10 protein-coding genes and 3 pseudogenes are annotated in these 15,707 nt (G+C 53.0%); 9 read left to right on the top strand and 4 right to left on the bottom strand.

Annotated features, from left to right (window positions below):
- The first annotated feature begins 163 nt into the window (after positions 1 to 163).
- The 5 genes from GKR98_04700 (at position 164) to GKR98_04680 (ending at position 4,738) form a co-directional block, all read left to right on the top strand.
- Entirely contained in the window at positions 164 to 1,963 is a 1,800-nt protein-coding gene (locus GKR98_04700; GenBank protein ID QMU57561.1) for an ABC transporter substrate-binding protein, read from the top strand.
- 7 nt (positions 1,964 to 1,970) lie between these two features.
- Positions 1,971 to 2,087 carry an entericidin A/B family lipoprotein gene (locus GKR98_04695; protein ID QMU57560.1) on the top strand — a complete coding sequence of 39 codons (117 nt, stop codon included), beginning with the start codon at positions 1,971 to 1,973 and terminating at the stop codon, positions 2,085 to 2,087.
- 88 nt (positions 2,088 to 2,175) lie between these two features.
- The gene (locus tag GKR98_04690; protein ID QMU57559.1) at positions 2,176 to 3,192 is read left to right on the top strand and encodes an ArsJ-associated glyceraldehyde-3-phosphate dehydrogenase; all 1,017 of its coding nucleotides are present in this window, start codon (positions 2,176 to 2,178) and stop codon (positions 3,190 to 3,192) included.
- Positions 3,189 to 4,442 (top strand): organoarsenical effux MFS transporter ArsJ, encoded by a 1,254-nt coding sequence (arsJ, locus tag GKR98_04685; protein QMU57558.1) that lies wholly within the window; start codon positions 3,189 to 3,191, stop codon positions 4,440 to 4,442. Before GKR98_04690 ends, arsJ begins: the two co-directional genes overlap by 4 nt.
- 62 nt (positions 4,443 to 4,504) lie before the next feature.
- Positions 4,505 to 4,738, top strand: coding sequence for a hypothetical protein (locus tag GKR98_04680; protein ID QMU57557.1), 234 nt, complete (start codon positions 4,505 to 4,507; stop codon positions 4,736 to 4,738).
- A gap of 1 nt (position 4,739) precedes the next feature.
- On the opposite strand, the pseudogene GKR98_04675 reads toward GKR98_04680, so the two are convergent.
- A pseudogene (locus GKR98_04675) lies at positions 4,740 to 5,363 on the bottom strand (helix-turn-helix domain-containing protein).
- Positions 5,364 to 5,516: 153 nt separating this feature from the next.
- On the opposite strand from GKR98_04675, the pseudogene GKR98_04670 reads away from it, so the two are divergent.
- Positions 5,517 to 6,179: pseudogene (locus GKR98_04670) on the top strand (thioredoxin domain-containing protein).
- Here GKR98_04670 and mfd read toward each other — a convergent pair.
- Together mfd and GKR98_04660 are read right to left on the bottom strand one after the other, a co-directional pair.
- A complete protein-coding gene (mfd, locus tag GKR98_04665) occupies positions 6,176 to 9,634 on the bottom strand; it encodes a transcription-repair coupling factor (protein ID QMU57556.1) in 3,459 nt (1,152 codons plus the stop codon). The pseudogene GKR98_04670 and the gene mfd overlap by 4 nt on opposite strands.
- 44 nt (positions 9,635 to 9,678) lie before the next feature.
- A complete protein-coding gene (locus GKR98_04660) occupies positions 9,679 to 10,215 on the bottom strand; it encodes a component of SufBCD complex (GenBank protein QMU57555.1) in 537 nt (178 codons plus the stop codon).
- A gap of 114 nt (positions 10,216 to 10,329) precedes the next feature.
- Here GKR98_04660 and hemB point away from each other — a divergent pair, with 114 nt between their 5' ends.
- Both hemB and GKR98_04650 read left to right on the top strand, forming a co-directional pair.
- A complete protein-coding gene (gene hemB / locus GKR98_04655) occupies positions 10,330 to 11,325 on the top strand; it encodes a porphobilinogen synthase (protein QMU57554.1) in 996 nt (331 codons plus the stop codon).
- Positions 11,326 to 11,441: 116 nt separating this feature from the next.
- Positions 11,442 to 11,999 (top strand): twin-arginine translocation pathway signal, encoded by a 558-nt coding sequence (locus GKR98_04650; protein QMU57553.1) that lies wholly within the window; start codon positions 11,442 to 11,444, stop codon positions 11,997 to 11,999.
- A 238-nt stretch (positions 12,000 to 12,237) separates the two neighbouring features.
- Here the strand turns inward: GKR98_04650 and GKR98_04645 are convergent.
- Positions 12,238 to 13,102 (bottom strand): annotated as a pseudogene (locus tag GKR98_04645) (NAD-binding protein).
- A 72-nt stretch (positions 13,103 to 13,174) separates the two neighbouring features.
- Here GKR98_04645 and GKR98_04640 point away from each other — a divergent pair.
- Entirely contained in the window at positions 13,175 to 15,640 is a 2,466-nt protein-coding gene (locus tag GKR98_04640) for a penicillin acylase family protein (protein QMU57552.1), read from the top strand.
- Positions 15,641 to 15,707: the final 67 nt, after the last annotated feature.

The raw sequence follows: 15,707 nt of genomic DNA, 5'->3' as shown, positions 1-15,707 counted from the left end.
TAAGTTATTGAGGCAGGTTTCATACAGGCAAGAAACCTATCGAGCAGTAAGTCCTTTATACGCAACGATTTGCCGGTGGCCAAGCTAAAAGTTTGAAAAGGTTAGAAACGCAGCTTAGCCTGTGTGTCTAAAGAACACAGGCTATATGAGGATTGTTGCTAAAATGGGCATAAACTATTTCGCACACGTGGCGGCCGCTGTCGCGGTCGTTGCCAGTCAAGCAAGTGCAGAACCCAAACATGGCATAGCTATGTATGGGGAGCCGGCCCTGCCACCTGATTTTGTGTCTTTGCCCTATGCCAATCCAGATGCACCGATTGGCGGACGGATAGTTCAAGGCGAGACAGGAAGCTTTGATTCCCTAAACCCGCACATTCGAAAAGGCCGTGTTCCATGGCAACTTAGGTTCCTGGCACACGAAAGCCTGATGGGACGATCATACGATGAACCGTTCACACTTTATGGGGTATTGGCCGAATCAATCGAAGTGCCAGAAGACAGATCTTGGGTTGAGTTCACGCTGCGACCCGAAGCGCGATTTTCAGACGGCACACCAGTTACAGCTGAAGACGTAATCTGGTCTTATGAGACACTCGGCACTGTCGGTCATCCTCGATATCACGGCTCTTGGAAAAAGGTTGAAAGCGCAGAAATTGTTGGGGAACGGAAAGTTCGCTTTGACTTCAATACGCGCGATGATGAACTTGCCCTGATAATGGGGCTTCGACCTATCTTAAAGAAAGCTCAGTGGGACGGAGTCGATTTCGCCGAAAGTGGTGTGGATATTATTCCAATCTCATCGTCACCTTATGTCATTTCTGACTTCGAGGCCGGTCGATTTGTATCGCTGAAACGCAATCCCGACTATTGGGGCAACGACTTAAATTTCCGTCGCGGTACAAACAATCTAGCCGAGATTAGAATGGAATTCTTTGCCGACGGCACAACAATGTTTGAGGCCTTCAAAGGCGGGCTGCTGAACACGATGCGTGAAACCAATGTTCAGAAGTGGGACACGCAGTATGATTTTCCGTCCGTCCAATCCGGCGACGTGGTAAAATCGATTATCCCGCACCAGCGACCCACAGGAATGCAGGGGTTGGTCATGAACACCCGTCGCGACCAGTTCAAAGACTGGCGCGTTCGGCAAGCGATGATCACTGCGTTCAACTTTGAATTCATCAATCAAACGATCAACGGCGAAGTCCAGCCAAGAATCTCTTCGGTGTTTGCCAATTCGGTCCTTGGCATGGACAGTGGTCCAGCGACTGGTCGAGTTAGAGATCTGTTGGAAAGTGTTCAGCCTGACATTTTACCAGGTGCTTTAGAGGGGTATTCTTACCCTGTAGGAGACGGTTCTGAACGCAATCGCGCGAACTTGCGAGCGGCACTTGCAATGATGGAAGAGGCTGGTTGGGCGTTGGACAACGGCGTTCTGAAAAATGCTGCGGACGACAGTTTCAAATTTGATATTCTCCTAAGCAACGGGGCTGCGGAACCTCAGCAAATAGTGGATATCTTTGTGGCGGCGCTTGAAAGGATCGGAGTTCAGGTAACCGTAACCACGACAGACAGTGCCCAATTCAAAGAACGCACAAATGCATTCGATTTCGATATGACTTGGTATCGGCGCGGTGTTTCTCTGAGCCCCGGGAACGAACAAAATCTTTATTGGGGCGCAGAGTCGGCCGTTAATGAAGGCAGTCGCAATCTTGCGGGCATTACGACCCCGGCTGTTGAAAAGATCGTCGCCGAACTGCTGACTGCATCCAGCCAATCGGACTACCGTTCGGCGGTTAAGGCACTGGATCGGGTGCTGGTTACCGGGCGCTATTTCATCCCGGTTTGGCACCAGCCTATCGCGCGACTTGCTCATGCCAAAGAGCTTCGTTATCCCGAGCAATTGCCGATGTATGGAGACTGGATTGGATTTCAGCCTGACGTCTGGTGGTATGAGGAGTAATAAAACCATGAAACACCTAATCCTGCTTTCAGCCGTGCTGTTTGGATTAACCGCGTGCAACACAATTGACGGTATGGGCCGCGATGTTTCAGCAGGCGCCCAAGCTATGGATCGCGCCTTCTAAAGCACCAGCAACGGCTGTTACAAAACCTTCACTTGTCCATCGCGACCGGGGCGATAAACCCTTGGCACGTCACCATTGGAGGTTCGAAATGACCCGCATTGCAATCAACGGATTTGGTCGCATGGGCAAGCTGGCACTACGTGACCTGGTTGCAACCGGCGCTAGTGGCGAAATTGTGTTGTTGAATGAACCGTTTGGCGACATTGAACAACATGCGTTGCTTCTGGAATTCGACAGTGTTCACGGTAGATTTGACACCGAAATCTCAATCGATGCAGATAAAATCAATGTCGGCAGGCATTCAATCCGCCTGACGCGCGAGCGCGATCTCGCGAAATTACCGCTTTCGGAACTTGGTGTTGATTTGGTGGTGGATTGCAGCGGCAAATTCAAAAGTAGGGACGCACTTACCCCCTACTACGAAGCAGGAGTCAAAAAAGTTGTTGTTTCGGCTCCGGTAAAAGAAGACGCAGCCTTGAACTTAGTCTACGGGGTCAATCACCATCTTTACGTGCCTGAACAGCATGACCTGATTACGGCTGCCTCATGTACCACGAATTGCCTGGCCCCAGTAGTGAAAGTGATCCACGAAGAGATTGGCATTCGGCACGGCTCGATAACGACCATTCACGATGTGACAAATACGCAAACCATTGTCGATAAACCACACAAGGATAATCGACGGGCGCGTTCCGCATTAAACTCGCTAGTCCCGACTTCGACGGGTTCGGCGACGGCAATCACCCTTATTTGCCCAGAATTAGAAGGCCGACTGAATGGGCTGGCTGTCCGGGTGCCGCTGCTTAACGCTTCTCTTACAGATTGCGTATTTGGGGTTGAGCGCGAAACGTCTGCAACCGAGGTGAACGAGCTTTTCGAGAAATGGTCGAAAGGCGCACTGCAAGGCATTCTTGGTTATGAGACACGTCCGCTTGTATCGGCTGACTATCTCAATGATCGCAGGTCCTCGATCATAGATGGATTGTCCACGATGGTCATCAACGGAACTCAAGTGAAAATCTACGCCTGGTATGACAATGAATGGGGATACGCCTGTCGCCTTGCTGACATCACCCGTATGGTTGCCAGGTCACTGTCGCAATGAGCCGTCCTGACGGTATTCCTGCTTACATAGCAGTTACAGCAGCCTATTGGGCTTTTATGCTGACAGATGGTGCTCTGAGAATGTTGGTTTTGCTGCATTTTCATACGCTTGGATATTCACCGATCCAACTTGCCTACCTGTTCTTAGTTTACGAGTTCATGGGCATCGTAACAAACCTGTCGGCTGGTTGGCTGGCCGCTCGTTTTGGCATGACGTCAACTCTCTACGCGGGTTTGGCGTTGCAAATTATTGCACTTTTGGCGCTCACACAGCTTCGGGCCGATTGGAGCGCGGCTGCCTCGGTCGTGTTTGTCATGCTGGTTCAAGGTTTGTCCGGTGTCGCAAAAGAACTCGCGAAGATGTCCTCGAAAAGTGCCGTGAAAATTCTTGCGGCGGACACAGAGACGATTTTGTTTAAATGGGTAAGTCTGCTGACCGGATCAAAAAACGCCGTCAAGGGATTGGGCTTTTTGCTCGGGGCCGGAAGCCTTGGATTTGTTGGCTTCAATGCTTCGCTAATCGGTATGGCTGTGATTTTGGCGATCGTTCTGGGCGCAATTGTATATTTCATGCCGCCAGGTTTGCCAGCAGGAGTCAAAGCCACGAAATTTAGAATGGTCTTGTCTGGGAACAGAAGTATTAACCGTTTATCCTTGGCGCAACTATTTTTGTTCGGTGCGCGCGACACATGGTTCGTCGTTGGCATCCCGATATTCTTCTACGGCGTTCTCTCAGACGGCACCCCTGAAAGCGCGCGTCGCGCCTTTTTTCTAATTGGTATTTTCATGGCTTTATGGGTGATCGGGTACGGGATCGTTCAGGCCAACGCTCCTAGGATACTTGGTCCTGCAATTGCGTCCCCACAACGCATGCAGCAGGCCAAATTTTGGGTCGGAATATTAGCGCTCATTCCGATGACACTTGCAGTCATTACAGCGATTGCGAGCACGCTCACAGTGCTTGCGGTCGTCGTGGGATTGTTATTGTTTGGAGTGGTTTTTGCGCTGAACTCTGCACTCCATTCTTTCTTGATATTGTCGTTCACCAGCGCCGGAAGAGTGACGATGGACGTTGGCTTTTATTATATGGCCAACGCAGCTGGACGACTTTTGGGCACACTTCTGAGTGGATTGAGTTTTCAGTTTGGCGGCATTTCTGTTTGCTTGGCAACGGCTGCATTGATGGCATTCTTAAGCTGGCTGGTGTCCGGAAAACTGGCGCAGGAACTTGTGAACTCTGACACAAGATGACTTTAGTCGAACTTTAACTTTGTTCCGTTTCAATTGACGCCAAGTAATTGGAAAGGGGCACCATGATCGACGTCGCAATGGGCAGTTCGGATTCTAACAACATCGATAATTTATGCGCTTTGTTCCCTTCAGCAAAGCGTGCCAAGATCGTCGCCTTAACAGATTCACCTACGGCGCTTAAAAAATATCTGGCCGAGGCCAATGCTCTGACTCTTTCAGAAGTAGATGAAAACATGCTGTTGTTTTTGTTCGATAGACCAGCAATCAGACGATTGGCCGACAGCAAAGCGGCCTGAGCTAGTTAAGCGCTGTTACCCACATGATCGAAGCATCTTCCTGACTGGTCGATACAACATTGTGCCCCATCGTCGCGTCGTAGTAGGCACTGTCACCGCGCCGTAGTTCCAACGGTTCGTAGAACTCAAGATACAAGCGGATTGTCCCGGTTAAGACCAACAGAAACTCTTCACCGTCGTGACGCACCCAACCGTCGAATTCGTCCATGGACCGCGCCCGCACCCGCGTTCGGTATGGAATCATGGATTTTTTGGTGATCGCGCCGGCGAGCAACTCGTGCTCGTACGTTTGCGTCGGCAGGCTTTATCCCTCTCCCGTTTTGGTGACCGTCAAACGCCCTGTCATTTGGTCGTTCGCCGGCGGCGTGAAAAGTTGGGGAAACGTGATGTCCATGCCCGTCGCAAGTTTTTTCAAAGCATCATAGGTCGGTGACATCTGACCATTCTCAATCTTGGACATTGTTGAGCGCGCCAAATTCGAGTTTTGGGCGGCTTGCTCTAAAGTCCAGCCTCTGGCTTTGCGCAATTCCCGAACGCGTGCACCCAAGTTCAGTGGCTGCGGTTCCGCCTCGTTTTGTGCGGAACGGGCGAGCTGTATGAGAGTAGGTTCGTTTTTCTGTACCATGTACGCTCTATAAATTCCGGCGCTCCATCACGCAATGCAGCCATACCGACGCTTTGTGTGCCGCATGTTATGACAGGAACCTACAAGCCGCCTCGAACAAAAGTGATTGGTTTTCTCTTGCGCCCACGTTCCCGGACTGCAACAGCCATTGTCATGATAAAGCTTGACGTCCTATCTGACCCTATTTGTCCTTGGTGTTATATCGGCAAGGCAAATTTTGACCGTGCACTGGAAGCGCGGGCCAATCACCGGTTCACAATTGAATGGCATCCGTTTCAACTAAATCCCGACATGCCAACCGATGGGATGGATCGTCGAGAGTATCTGGAAACCAAGTTCGGCGGTAAAGAGAACGCTGTTCGTGTTTATTCGCAGATTGAAACTGCAGCAAAGACCGCCGGGCTGAATATTGATTTTGGCGGCATCAAGTGAACACCTAATACATTGAATGCCCATAGGTTAATTCATTGGTCGGGGCTTGAAGGACGCCAAACCGCGATGGTCAGCCGTCTTTTCAAAGCCTATTTCGAAGACGGCAAAGATATCGGCGACAAAAATGTGCTTTTGGAATTGGCGGAAGGTGTTGGGCTGGATCGTTCGATGACAGAACGGTTGCTGTCAGGCGATGCCGATTTGGATAAAATTCGTGAACGAGATGTGCATGCTCGCGAGCGAGGGGTGACAGGTGTTCCAACGTTTGTCATTGCAAATCAACATGTTGTTCCAGGTGCACAACCGCCCGAGTTGTGGTTGCAAGTCATCGATGAACTTGCGGGCCAATCCGAGGAAGACACTACCGCACCAGATCCAACTTAGTGCTGTGGCGGCGTCTCTCGCCGCTTAGCTGCCAAGTCGCGTGCAACCGCAAAAGCGCCCTTGATCTTATCACTAGATTTTTTCCAATCCCTGCGAATGACGATTTTGTTGTCTTTAACCTTTGCCAAGCCGCGTTGATCTTTGATGAAATCAACCAAACCAGCTGGGTTAGCAAATTTGTCATTGTGAAATTGGATGGTCGCGCCCTTCGGCCCTGTATCCAAACGCGCAATGCCAGCTTTTTTGCATTCGGCTTTTATCCGTACCACAAGAAGCAAAGTGTTCACTTCGCGCGGCAGCTTTCCAAATCGGTCAATCAGCTCGGCAGCAAATCCTTCAAGCTCGACCTTTGAAGATAGCGAAGACAGGCGTCGATACAGACCAAGCCTCACATCCAAATCAGGCACGTAATCTTCTGGGATCAGAACAGGCACACCCAAATTGATCTGCGGTGCCCATTGATCATCCGCCTCTGACAACCCTTCCATCTCGCCGGCTTTGATCTTGGCAATCGCCTCTTCCAGCATGGATTGATAAAGCTCGTAACCTACTTCGCGGATATGTCCCGATTGTTCATCACCGAGCAAATTTCCGGCACCGCGAATGTCCAAGTCCTGACTGGCAAGCGTGAAACCTGCTCCTAAACTGTCCAGTGAACCAAGAACCCTCAGTCTTTTTTCCGCCTGCGGCGTCAGGCGTTTTCGCGGTTTTGTTGTCAGATAGGCATAAGCCCGTGTCTTTGATCGCCCTACTCTACCACGTATCTGATAGAGTTGCGCCAATCCGTACATGTCCGCGCGGTGCACGATCATCGTGTTGGCGGTTGGAATGTCCAAGCCTGACTCAACAATAGTTGTGGCCAGCAAAACACCATACTTGCCGTCGTAGAACGCATTCATGCGATCATCCAGCTCGCCCGCTGCCATTTGGCCATGAGCTACCATGTAGGAAACTTCTGGCACTTGGGAGCGCAGCCAGTCTTCCATCTCTGGCAAATCGCTAATTCTGGGCACAACAAAGAAAGACTGACCACCGCGATAGTGTTCGCGCAAAAGTGCTTCGCGGATGGTGATCGCGTCAAACTCGCTGACATAAGTTCGAATGGCCAGGCGATCGACAGGAGGTGTGCCGATAATTGACAGATCCCGGACGCCGGTCAGCGACAGTTGCAAAGTGCGCGGAATTGGCGTCGCGGTCAGGGTTAAAACGTGGATATCAGACCGCATCTGTTTCAGGCGTTCTTTGTGATTAACGCCAAAGTGCTGCTCTTCGTCGATGATCAGCAGGCCAAGATTTTTAAACCGAACCGACTTTGCCAACACGGCGTGCGTTCCGATGACAATATCGACAGTCCCACGCGCAAGGGCCTCGCGAGTTGCATTCGCTTCTTTGGTTCCAACAAAGCGCGATAGCTGACGCACTTCGATGGGAAACCCGCGAAACCGCTCACGAAAACTGTTGGCGTGTTGGCGTGCCAGCAGCGTGGTTGGTGCAATGACAGCGATTTGCATCCCGGACATTGCTGCGACAAAGGCCGCGCGCATCGCAACCTCAGTTTTTCCAAAACCTACGTCGCCACAGACCAGTCGATCCATGGGTCGACCAGCCGCCAGATCGTCGAGGGTTTCGTTTATCGCACGCAACTGATCGTCAGTTTCCTGATACGGGAACCGGGCACAAAACGCGTCCCACATGCCGTCTGGAGGCGTCAATATGTTCGCCTTGCGTAGCAGGCGTTCGGCGGCAACACGGATCAGCCGTTCGGCTATCTCGCGAATGCGTTCTTTTAGCTTTGCTTTTTTCGCCTGCCAGGCACCGCCACCAAGCCGGTCGAGCAACCCTTCTTCGTGCCCATAGCGGTTGAGAAGTTCTACGTTTTCAACAGGCAGGAAAAGGCGATCACCGCCCGCATACTCCAACAGAATACATTCGTGCGGTGCGCCAAGTGCTTCGACGACTTCAAGCCCCTTATATCGTCCAACACCGTGGTCGACATGAACAACAAGATCACCGGGAGTGAGACTTTGGGTTTCGGTAAGGAAGTTATCGGCGCGACGTTTCTTTTTGGGCGCGCGCACAAGACGGTCGCCCAGAACGTCCTGCTCTGAGATGACAGTCAGACCATCTGGTCCCTCAAACCCGTGATCCAGCGCCCAAACTGATAGAAATACGCCGCCCTTGCCATCGGGAACGTCCCGCCAGTCATTGATGACTATAGCGCCAGTAATATCTTGGTCTTCCATCAGTCCGGCTAGACGTTCGCGAGCACCTTCAGAATAGGATGCAATTACGACTTGCCCGTTTGAGCGGCGCGCCCGAACATGATTTGCCAGTGCCCCGAAAAGGCTTATGGATTCCTGCTGTCGTTCCGGTGCAAAATCCCGACCGATACGACCACCAGCATCAATTACCTGATGCCCGGTCGGCTGCGGCAAGGCGACGTGGTTCAACAATCGAAGCGGTGCGGTTGCCTTTCCCCATGCCACGTCATCAAGGTAAAGAAGGCCCGGGGGCGCGGGCTTATACACGCTGTCTATCCGGCCTTTTGCTGACATCGCCTCGAGTCTGCTGTCGTATTGATCGGAAATGGTTTCCCATCTGGAAAGACGCGCAGGTGTTGATTGATCATCGAATACAAAACTGGCCGTCGGAAGGTAATCAAAAAGCGTTTCCAGCTTTTCGTGAAAAAATGGCAGCCAATGTTCAACACCAGCATGTTTTTTTCCAGCTGAAACGGCTTCATAGATGGGATCGTCTGTACCGGCGGCACCGAATTCCAGCCGGTAATTCTGTCGAAATCTGGTGATTGCGGCATCATCCAGGATGACCTCACTGACAGGGGCCAGTTCAACCATCTTAAGTGTTTCAGTCGTGCGCTGGGTCACCGGATCAAAACGCCGTGCTCCATCCAGAACGTCGCCGAAGAAGTCCAACCTGACAGGGCCGATTTCACCGGGCGGGTAGATATCAATAATCCCGCCACGGATCGCATAATCGCCAGGTTCGGTTACGGTTGGCGCCTGCACAAACCCCATACGGGTTAGAAATGCCCGCAGTTCCCTGTCATCTAAACGATCACCAACATTGGCGGAAAACGCCGCCGAAGCCAGCAACTCTTGTGCGGGAACCATTTGAGTGATCGCATTCAGAGTCGTCAGCAAGACATACTGGGATGGCATGCCGTGAACCAACCCTGCCAAAGTTGCCATGCGCGTGGCGGATATATCAGCGTTTGGACTTACCCTGTCGTAAGGCAGGCAGTCCCAACCCGGAAATGTCACTAAAGGCACGTCCGGCGCAAAAAACTGCAAGGCCTCCTGCATGGCTGCCAGACGCTTGTCATCCCGCGCCACGTGCACGACTGGTCCTTTGGAGCTATACAGCTCTTTCAGGACAAGCGTAGCATCAAACCCTTCGGGTGCGCCGCTGACAGTGATATGAGAAGACTGGTTCATTCGCGGTGAGGTAACGGCTGCAACCGCGCTGTCAACCAGATCATTCAGAACGCGATGTGGCCGACATAAAGGTTTTTGTACATCCCAAACATCGCTGTGAAAAATATCGCAACAACCCCAACAAGTTGCGTAATGAACCTATGGCGCATTAAGCGACGAATAAGAACACTGTCACTTTCTTCGCTCAGTCGAATTTGTCGCGAAGTGTGGATCGACATAAACCACAATACAACCAACGGTCCGCCGAGCAACAATATAGCCTGTGCAATTTCAATGTCATAGACGACAGCCATCAACAACAAAGCTGTCCCGGCGCAAGACCCAAACAAGGCAATCCAGATACCGGCCGTATCAGTAATGTATAAAATGCGGTTTACATTGATGCGCACAAGGTCGTTAAGATCCGTCATGGCTTCGCCCTCACCGTCGCCTTGGCGCCTCGCGCGATTGATCATGTCAAACGGCACTCCAAGCACCCAATGGCTTACGGAAGACCACAGCACTGCAAGCGCAATCCAATACCAGAGATTTGAGAAGGATCGCATATCGATCACTTCAAAGACGGAATCGTACCAGTTCACGCGCTGCCTCGGCTCAAAGTTTTGCGGACACTAGAAAAACCGATCAGTCTTGACCAGCCCACATGCGCCCGCTACCGCAAATGATAACAAAACGTGCACGAAAGACCTCAGTTCATGATCCAGCCCGATTCACAGGCCGTGCGGTTTCGGAGAACCAAGCGCACTGACGCTCTTCGGCGACTGGTGCGTCAGAGCAGATTGAGCGTGGATGATTTGATCTGGCCAATCTTTTTGCAGGATGGAAACGGTGCCCCTACGCCCGTTCCGTCGATGCCAGGTGTATCGCGTCTGACTGTCGAACAAGCTGTTGAAGCGGCCGAAAAGGCGGAAGGACTGGGGATCCCGGCAATTTGCCTTTTTCCTTACATAGAAACCAGCTTGAAATCAGAGGCTTGCGACGAAGCTTGGAACCCTGAAAATCTGTCAAACCGGGCGACACGCGCGATTAAATTGGCGGTCCCCGACATTGCAATCATGACCGACGTCGCGCTGGATCCTTACAACATCAACGGTCACGATGGTTTGGTGCGGGATGGCGTTATTTTAAACGATGAAAGTGTCGAGGCATTGGTGAAAATGGCTCTGGCTCAGGCCGATGCAGGTGCGGATATCCTTGGCCCGTCCGATATGATGGACGGGCGAATTGGCGCGATGCGCGACGCCCTTGAACGCAGTGAGCACAAAGACACTGCGATAATGAGTTACGCCGCAAAATACGCCAGCGCATTTTATGGCCCTTTTCGCGATGCCGTGGGGGCATCGGGGCTGCTGACCGGCGACAAAAAAACCTATCAGATGGATCCCGGCAATGCCGACGAGGCCCTGCGACTGGTTGAACGTGATCTAGCCGAGGGCGCAGATATGGTAATTGTAAAACCTGGCATGCCCTATCTCGACATCTGCAGAAGCGTGAAGGACCACTTTGGTGCGCCTACCTTTGCCTATCAGGTTTCAGGTGAGTTCGCGATGATTTCGGCGGCGTCTCAGAACGGTTGGATTGACCGTGACAAAGCGATCATGGAAAGTTTGCTGGCCTTCAAACGCGCCGGTTGTGATGGTATTCTCACCTACTTCGCCCCCGAAGCAGCCGCTCTTTTGAATGGCGGCTGATACTTGCCTGCACATACTATAGAGGGTGACTCTGCCCCCTCGCTCCCCTATACTTTGGGTCGAATGGCCAGATAAGGCCATCACCCGAGGCTATAACGAGCAAAGCGAGTCACCTTATGACATCTATTCCCCGCCGCACGGTTCTGACCGGCGCTGCCGCTACATTCGGGCTTGCCGCCTGTGGTAATGGTATTGGTAGCGAAGGCGCGACAAAACTTGATGCGCGCGTTGATGCAGCGCTGAATTATCTGGATATCAACTTCCCGGGCACACAGGATCTCAGGGCCAAATCTGTCGGCATGCTCATCATGCCACTGATTACCGAAGCCAGCTTTGGCTTTGGCGGCGCCTATGGGCGCGGTGCCCTGCGTGTGAACGATATTTCTGTGGATTACTACTCGGCCACCCAGGCCAGTTTTGGTCTGCAAATAGGCGCACAACAATACGCCCATGTCCTTTATTTCATGACCAAAGAGGCGCTGGCCGAGTTCAGAACATCATCTGGATGGGCTGCTGGCGCAGACGTGGAATATGCCGTGAATGATCGGGGTGCGAACCTGTCGGCCGAGACAACAACTGTGCTTTCGCCGGTGATTGCGGTTGTCTTTGGTCAAGCTGGCTTGATCGCGGGCGCTTCTGTTGAGGGCACGAAATACAACCGGATCATTCCCTGATCCCAAGAGATTCTCGTCGCGTAAAAATGCTGCCAGCGCCCCCGCAAGGGCGCTGTTTTCGCCTGTCTGTATCGTGTCGGTATTACGTCGGTGGCTGCGAACGGCCCATTGAGTCCGCGTTAACCTTTGAAGGTCAGGGCAACAGCACTCTTCTTCTGTCGAAAAATACTTCGGGGGAGCGCGCTAGCGCGCGGGGGCGGAGCCCCCACGGATCCGCGCCGTCAGGCGTGGAATAATATCATCCCATAGAGCGCAAACGTTTGAACAAACTGGACGTATCCCCCACCAAGTTTCTGCACGTCCTTGTAAAACTGATCGACAAGTGCAGTCACTGGCAAGCTGGCACCAACCTCGTCCGCCGCAGTCAGACAGATGCCAAGATCCTTGCGCATCCAGTCCACGGCAAAGCCATGTTCAAACTCATCATCCAACATTGTCTCGTAGCGATTGACCATCTGCCAGGAACCGGCAGCGCCTTGCGAAATTACGTCGACAACAGACCGTCCATCAAGCCCGGCTTTCTCGGCAAAATGCAGGGCCTCAGACAAACCCTGTACTAGACCGGCGATAGCGATTTGATTGCTCATCTTAGTCAATTGCCCGGCACCAGAGGCACCCATGCGACGACAGATTTTAGCGTAGATGTTCATGATTGGCTCGGCGCGTGTGTAGGCCGCCTCTTCGCCTCCGCACATGATCGATAATTGCCCATTTTCTGCACCGGCCTGCCCGCCTGAAATGGGCGCGTCGACAAACAGAATATCTTGTTTCGCCGCAAGTTCGGCCAGTTCTATAGTTACTGTCGCCGAAACGGTCGTGTGGTCCACAAAGACCGACCCCGGAGCCATGCCCGCGAATGCGCCGTCATCGCCCAAGCAAACACTGCGCAGATCGTCGTCATTGCCGACACAAGCCATGACAAATTCAGCCCCATTCGCCGCCTCTTTGGGCGTGCCGACAGATGTTCCGCCATGTGCCGATGCCCAATCCTGCGCCTTCTTTTCGGTTCGGTTGTAAACCGTGACTTTGTGGCCAGAAGACTGCAAATGGCCCGCCATGGGATACCCCATGACCTCCAAACCCAGGAACGTGCAATTGGCCATAAGATCCTCCTTGTAATCCGGCTTACTCGGGGCTTTACCTATTAGCTAAATGACCCTGACAACAAGGTTCAAATGCTTCGCGTCTTTCGCTGGCTTGTGCGCATCACAACTGGGCTTGTCCTGCTGACGCTGGCCGTCGGGGTCTTGCTCTATTGGTTTTTTGCCCGCTCCATCCCGGACTACAACGAAACTTTGCAAGTGGCCGGTATCAGCGCCCCGGTTGAGATCGTGCGCGACAATGCGAATGTGCCGCATATTTTCGGCGCGTCGGATGTGGATGTCTATTATGGTCTGGGACTGGCTCATGCGCAGGATCGGCTTTGGCAAATGCTTCTTATGCGTCGTGTCGCCCAAGGCCGATTGGCAGAGATGTTTGGTGCTCGGGCGGTCAAGACCGACGAACTGTTGCGTCGGTTTGATATGTATCCGCTATCGGTCAAATCCGTGGCAGTTCAGGATGACTACACGACAGCCGCACTTCAGGCCTATTCAGCGGGCGTAAATTCCTGGTTGAATGAAGTGAACGAAGGCGTGCGCGGTCGCGGAGCCCCGGAGTTCTGGTTGTTTGAGCCCTCTATCGCCCCATGGCAGCCTGCTGACAGTATTGCAGTTGGCAAGGTTATGGCGTTGCGGATGTCTGATCATTTGCAAAACGAGGTCCTGCGCGCGCAGATGTCTTTGTTGCTGTCGGACGAACGATTGGCAGATATCATGCCCAACAGTCCCGGGGCCGCGGTTGCCGAGCTTCCGGATTTCGCCAGCCTGTTTGACGCCAATCCCGACACATTTGCTCTTGCCACCGCTGGATCAATGTCGTGGTTATCACCAGCGGGTCCACGGGGGTTGAACGGCGCGTCAAATGCCTGGGCGGCCGCGCCTTCGCGGTCTGCGGCCGGGGGCACGCTTTTGGCCAATGATCCGCATCTGGCGCTGGATGCCCCGTCCATCTGGTATCTGGCACGGCTGGAACTGCAGACCGGTGGCGTCATTGGCGGAACAATTCCGGGCGCACCGATTTTATTGGTTGGGCGGTCCGACAAACTGGGTTGGGGTTTGACCAATTCCTATGTCGATGATCAGGATATTTTCATCGAAAAGATCAATCCCGACAATTCAGAAGAATATCTGACGCCGTCGGGTTGGCAAAAAGTCCGGTCGCGGCGTTCGATCATCAATGTAAAAGACGCAGACCCGGTGTCGCTGACACTTCGATGGACCGAAAACGGCCCCATTTTGCCCGGATCGCAGTATGAGCTTGGCTCAATCACACCGCCCGGACATGTTGCGGCCATTGGTTGGACGGCGCTTTCGGCGAATGACACCACCCTGTCTGCATTGACCGGTCTGATGCGGGCCGGTTCAGTGCAAGAGGCGCTGAAAGCAAGTGAGCTTTTCGTTGCGACTGCTCAGAATTTGACGGTTGTTGATCGCGAAAGCGTTGCCTTGAAAGTCATCGGTAAGCTACCGCGCCGCGATATCCGGCATCAATCGCAAGGGCGCATTCCCGCTCCGGGCTGGTTGACGGTCAACCGATGGCAGGGTGTGTTGCCCTACAGCGATAACCCGGAATACGTCGATCCGGATGGCGGCATTTTGGGCAATACCAACAACAAAACTATTGATCGGCCATTTCCACGCCATGTCAGCCACTATTGGCCAGATACGCAGCGTATTCAGAGGCTCCAGCGCCTGATGCAGACTCGGGAAGTGCACACGCGGGAGAGTTTCATCGAGGCTCAGCTGGATACTGTATCAACGACGGCGCGCACTTTGTTGCCCCTGATTGCGCGGGATCTGTGGTTCACGTCCGAGGCAGCGCCGGAAGGCACGATTGAAAGGCAGCGCAAACGCGCGTTGGATTTGCTGGCCGAGTGGAATGGTGAGATGAACGAACATCTGCCCGAGCCATTGATCTATGCTGCCTGGATCCGAGCAGTTCAGCAGCGTCTGATCCGTGATGAGCTAGGGCCACGGGCCAGCAACTTTCTCCACCCTGAACCGGTGTTCCTTGAGCGGGTTTATCGTGACATCGACGGGGCGTCGGCCTGGTGTGATGTATTGCAATCAGCGGCAATTGAAAGTTGTTCGGACATTGCGCGCCTGGCGTTAGATGACGCATTGCTTTGGATAGACGAAAACTATGGCACCACGGTGGAAAGTCTTCGTTGGGGTGACGCCCATGAGGCGGTGCATTCACATAGTGTATTGGGTGATGTGGGTTGGATTTCCTGGCTGGTGAACATTCGTCAATCCACCAGCGGCGGAGACAACACCTTACAGCGCGGGGTCACGCGGGGAACCGGACCTGGCGTGTTCGAAAACGTCAGTGCAGCCGCTTATCGCGGGGTCTATGACTTTGCAGATCCGGATAGCTCGGTTTTTATCATTTCCACGGGACAAAGTGGGCATCCGTTGTCGCGTCACTATGACGATCTGGGAGAACTTTGGCGCCGTGGGGAGTACATTCCGATGACGCTGGACCCGGATCTTGCGCGTGCGGGGGCGGTCGGGAAAACCACTTTGTTACCGGGCGGCTGAATTGATCTTTCGATTTGGACTATGTCGGGCCGAGCAGATGAATTAGGCTTCGCACGGGGGAAGTGAG

Source organism: Boseongicola sp. (assembly GCA_014075275.1).
Lineage (GTDB): Bacteria > Pseudomonadota > Alphaproteobacteria > Rhodobacterales > Rhodobacteraceae.
This window is presented reverse-complemented; position numbering and strand designations above follow the sequence as displayed.